Consider the following 5,528-nt stretch of genomic DNA (forward strand, 5'->3'; position numbering starts at 1 on the left):
AAAAAAGAGGGGAGAAGCCGCCCCGCAAGGCAACCCCTCCCCCCTCAAGAAAAACCGTGGCAGCGACCTACTCTCCCACCCCACCACAGGGCAGTACCATCAGCGCAAAGAGACTTAACGACCGGGTTCGGAAAGAGACCGGGTGTGACCCTCCAGCAATAACCACCACGGAAACCACACCGCCCCAAACAACTCCACCCACCAACCCGGCAGGGAGTCACCCACGGCGGAAACCGTGAAAAGTGTGCGCGAACATCCAATTATCTGCAGCGGACAAGCCCTCGGCCTATTAGTACCGGTCAGCTCCACCCCTCACAGGGCTTCCACACCCGGCCTATCAACCCCATCGTCTATAGGGAGCCTTACCCTCTCCAGGAGGCAGGAGACCTCATCTCGAAGCAAGCTTCCCGCTTAGATGCTTTCAGCGGTTATCCCTCCCGAACGTAGCCAACCAGCCATGCCCTTGGCAGGACAACTGGCACACCAGAGGTTCGTCCGTCCCGGTCCTCTCGTACTAGGGACAGCCCTTCTCAAGTCTCCAACGCGCACAGCGGATAGGGACCGAACTGTCTCACGACGTTCTAAACCCAGCTCGCGTGCCGCTTTAATGGGCGAACAGCCCAACCCTTGGGACCAACTCCAGCCCCAGGATGCGACGAGCCGACATCGAGGTGCCAAACCATCCCGTCGATATGGACTCTTGGGGAAGATCAGCCTGTTATCCCCGGGGTACCTTTTAGCCGTTGAGCGACACCGCTTCCACACGCCGGTGCCGGATCACTAGTCCCAGCTTTCGCTCCTGCTCGACACGTCCGTCTCACAGTCAAGCTCCCTTGTGCACTTACACTCAACACCTGATTACCAACCAGGCTGAGGGAACCTTTGGGCGCCTCCGTTACTCTTTGGGAGGCAACCGCCCCAGTTAAACTACCCACCAGACACTGTCCCCGAACCGGATCACGGTCCAAAGTTAGATGCCCGAAACAGTCAGAGTGGTATTTCACCAACGCCTCCACCGCCACTAGCGTGACAGCTTCACCGGCTCCCACCTATCCTACACAAACCATCCCAAACACCAATGTCAAGCTATAGTGAAGGTCCCGGGGTCTTTCCGTCCTGCTGCGCGAAACGAGCATCTTTACTCGTAGTGCAATTTCACCGGGCCCATGGTTGAGACAGTGGGGAAGTCGTTACGCCATTCGTGCAGGTCGGAACTTACCCGACAAGGAATTTCGCTACCTTAGGATGGTTATAGTTACCACCGCCGTTTACTGGCGCTTAGATTCCCAGCTTCGCAGGCCGAAACCCACTAACCAGTCCTCTTAACGTTCCAGCACCGGGCAGGCGTCAGTCCGTATACAGCGTCTTACGACTTCGCACGGACCTGTGTTTTTAATAAACAGTCGCTTCCCCCCGCTATCTGCGACCCCACCCAGCTCAGGATGCAAGATCCGTCACCAGACAGGGCTCCCCTTCTCCCAAAGTTACGGGGACAATTTGCCGAGTTCCTTAACCATGGTTCACCCGAACGCCTCGGTATTCTCTACCTGACCACCTGCGTCGGTTTAGGGTACTGGCCACACACGAACTCGCTAGAGGCTTTTCTCGACAGCATGGGATCACTCACTTCACCAAAAACGGCTCGGCATCACGTCTCAGCCTCCATGGTGTGCGGATTTGCCAACACACCGGCCTACACGCTTACCCCCGGACAACCACCGCCGGGTAGAGCTACCCTCCTGCGTCACCCCATCACTTACCTACTACAAGCTCGGATCCCAGACCAGTAAGTCAAAGCTCCCCGAAGGGACCCAAGACCACCAGCGTGGTTAGCATCACCTGATTCAGTACTGGACGCTCGTGCACGGGTACGGGAATATCAACCCGTTATCCATCGACTACGCCTGTCGGCCTCGCCTTAGGTCCAGACTCACCCTGGGCGGATTAACCTGCCCCAGGAACCCTTAGTCAATCGGCGGCAACGTTTCTCACGTTGCTTTCGCTACTCATGCCTGCATTCTCACTCGCACGCCCTCCACCACACGATCACTCGGCAGCTTCACCGGACGCACGACGCTCCCCTACCAACCCACACACAAAGTGTGAGCTTCACAGCTTCGGCGGTGTGCTTTAGCCCCGCTACATTATCGGCGCAGAACCACTTGACCAGTGAGCTATTACGCACTCTTTAAAGGATGGCTGCTTCTAAGCCAACCTCCTGGTTGTCTCAGCAACTCCACAACCTTTCCCACTTAGCACACGCTTAGGGGCCTTAGCTGATGATCTGGGCTGTTTCCCTCTCGACTACGAAGCTTATCCCCCGCAGTCTCACTGCCACGCTTCACTTCACCGGCATTCGGAGTTTGTCTGACGTCAGTAACCTTGTCGGGCCCATCAGCCAAACAGTAGCTCTACCTCCAGCAAGAAACACGTGACGCTGCACCTAAATGCATTTCGGGGAGAACCAGCTATCACGGAGTTTGATTGGCCTTTCACCCCTACCCACACCTCATCCCCCAGGTTTTCAACCCTGGTGGGTTCGGGCCTCCACGAGGTCTTACCCCCGCTTCACCCTGGACATGGGTAGATCACTCCGCTTCGGGTCCACAGCATGCGACTCAAATCGCCCTATTCAGACTCGGTTTCCCTACGGCTACCCCACCCGGGTTAACCTCGCCACACACCATGACTCGCAGGCTCATTCTTCAAAAGGCACGCCATCACCAAACACAAAGCTCAGCTCTGACGGCTTGACAGCACACGGTTTCAGGTACTATTTCACGACCCCTCACCGGGGCACTTTTCACCTTTCCCTCACGGTACTAGTGCACTATCGGTCACCAGGACGTATTTTGGCTTAGCAGGTGGTCCTGCCAGATTCACACGGACTTTCACGGGCTCCGCGCTACTCGGGAACACATCAACGTCTAGCCGGTACCTTCGTCTACGGGACTCTCACCCACTACGGTGCCGCTTCCCAACGGCTTCAACTACCACCGACATCAACGCTCCAGGCCGACAGACCTGAAAAGATGCGCCCCACAACCCCGCACACGCAACGACTGTCGTCTATCACACGCCTGCGGTTTAGCCTCTTCCCCGTTCGCTCACCACTACTAGGGGAATCACTGTTGTTTACTCTTCCTACGGGTACTGAGATGTTTCACTTCCCCGCGTCACCACCAACCACCCTATACATTCAGGTGGCGGCAACCCGACACAACTCGGGCTAGGTTTCCCCATTCGGACACCCACGGATCACAGCTCGGTTGACAGCTCCCCGTGGCCTATCGCGGCCTCCCACGTCCTTCATCGGCGCCTGGTGCCAAGGCATCCACCGTGTGCCACTATCACTTGGCCACTACAGATAATAAGATGCTCGCGCACACTATTCACAAATCAAAACACCAACCGCATACCCCAACACCACATCGGCCACCAGCACCAGACACCAAGCCCAGCACCCACCGAGAGTTCTCAGAGGCGGTCCGCGGGAACCAACACCCACCTCCCTCACGGGAGAGGAGGTTGCTTCCTCAGACACCCAACAGCGCGCCCCCGGACGCTTCTAGTCGCCCGAGGTCAAGTTCGATTCATCTTCAGCCACTCCTGAACAGCCAACACCCGAAGGTATCCGTGCTGCCAGGTCCACTTTCGAGTCCGGCCGGCTGTAGAAGTAATGCCGACCTGTAAAGACTCCTTAGAAAGGAGGTGATCCAGCCGCACCTTCCGGTACGGCTACCTTGTTACGACTTCGTCCCAATCGCCAGCCCCACCTTCACTCACTCCCTCCCACAAGGGGTTAGGCCGCAAGTTTCGGGTGTTGCCGACTTTCATGACGTGACGGGCGGTGTGTACAAGGCCCGGGAACGTATTCACCGCGGCGTTGCTGATCCGCGATTACTAGCGACTCCACCTTCATGGGGTCGAGTTGCAGACCCCAATCCGAACTGAGACCGGCTTTTAGGGATTCGCTCCACCTTACGGTATCGCACGCCCATTGTACCGGCCATTGTAGCATGTTTGCAGCCCAAGACATAAGGGGCATGATGACTTGACGTCATCCCCACCTTCCTCCGAGTTGACCCCGGCAGTCTCCCATGAGTCCCCACCATTACGTGCTGGCAACATGGAACAAGGGTTGCGCTCGTTGCGGGACTTAACCCAACATCTCACGACACGAGCTGACGACAGCCATGCACCACCTGTCACCCGCCAACTAAATGACCTCACATCTCTGCGAGTCCACGGGTGATGTCAAACCTTGGTAAGGTTCTTCGCGTTGCGTCGAATTAAGCAACATGCTCCGCCGCTTGTGCGGGCCCCCGTCAATTCCTTTGAGTTTTAGCCTTGCGGCCGTACTCCCCAGGCGGGGCGCTTAATGCGTTAGCTACGGCGCGGAAACCGTGGAAAGTCCCCACACCTAGCGCCCAACGTTTACGGCATGGACTACCAGGGTATCTAATCCTGTTCGCTCCCCATGCTTTCGCTCCTCAGCGTCAGGTAAGGCCCAGAGACCCGCCTTCGCCACCGGTGTTCCTCCTGATATCTGCGCATTTCACCGCTACACCAGGAATTCCAGTCTCCCCTACCTACCTCTAGCATGCCCGTATCCACTGCAGAACCGGAGTTAAGCCCCGGTCTTTCACAGCAGACGCGACACGCCGCCTACGAGCTCTTTACGCCCAATAATTCCGGACAACGCTCGGACCCTACGTATTACCGCGGCTGCTGGCACGTAGTTAGCCGGTCCTTATTCCCCACCTACCGTCAACCCGAAGAGAACTCCGGGCCTGCGTTGGTGGTAAAAGAGGTTTACAACCCGAAGGCCGTCATCCCCCACGCGGCGTCGCTGCGTCAGGCTTTCGCCCATTGCGCAATATTCCCCACTGCTGCCTCCCGCAGGAGTCTGGGCCGTGTCTCAGTCCCAGTGTGGCCGGTCGCCCTCTCAGGCCGGCTACCCGTAATCGCCTTGGTAGGCCGTTACCCCACCAACAAGCTGATAGGCCGCGAGCCCATCCCTGACCGAAAAACTTTCCACCCTCCACCATGAGGTGGCGGGTCGTATCCGGTATTAGACGGCGTTTCCACCGCTTATCCCGGAGTCAGGGGCAGGTTGCTCACGTGTTACTCACCCGTTCGCCGCTCGTGTACCCCGAAGGGCCTTACCGCTCGACTTGCATGTGTTAAGCACGCCGCCAGCGTTCGTCCTGAGCCAGGATCAAACTCTCCATAAAGGTCACTCAACCCAACCCGGCCGCGAGGGCCTGGGCGGGTAAACCTAGAAGTAATCCTGACCAACCGGGTCACCCCGGCTAATCAAAGGAACCTCGCACACGAACCTTGCGGTTCCGTGTGTCGGGGCCAAAACAAACATGGCTTAAAGAAAATCAAACACGCGCTGTTGAGTTCTCAAGAAACAACCGCTCTTCGCTTACGAGCCCACCCGGTGAGGGTGTTGCTTTTCCGCCGAAGGCGTCTGCGTTTCCGCTTTGTTGTGTCTTTACTTTATCAGGTGTTCCGCACCC

Annotated in this window: 3 rRNA genes; all 3 read right to left on the minus strand. The window is 57.4% G+C overall.

Going from position 1 to position 5,528, the window contains the following annotated elements:
• Positions 1 to 54: 54 nt before the first annotated feature.
• The 3 genes from rrf to HGB44_RS31380 all read right to left on the minus strand — a co-directional run bounded on the left by rrf (position 55) and on the right by HGB44_RS31380 (position 5,237).
• Positions 55 to 170 (minus strand): 5S ribosomal RNA (gene rrf / locus HGB44_RS31370).
• A 98-nt stretch (positions 171 to 268) separates the two neighbouring features.
• A 23S ribosomal RNA gene (locus HGB44_RS31375) occupies positions 269 to 3,361 on the minus strand.
• 343 nt (positions 3,362 to 3,704) lie between these two features.
• Positions 3,705 to 5,237 (minus strand): 16S ribosomal RNA (locus tag HGB44_RS31380).
• Together the 16S, 23S and 5S rRNA genes form the textbook arrangement of a ribosomal RNA operon.
• Positions 5,238 to 5,528: the final 291 nt, after the last annotated feature.

It is taken from the genome of Nocardiopsis alborubida (assembly GCF_012396365.1).
Taxonomy (GTDB): domain Bacteria; phylum Actinomycetota; class Actinomycetes; order Streptosporangiales; family Streptosporangiaceae; genus Nocardiopsis; species Nocardiopsis alborubida.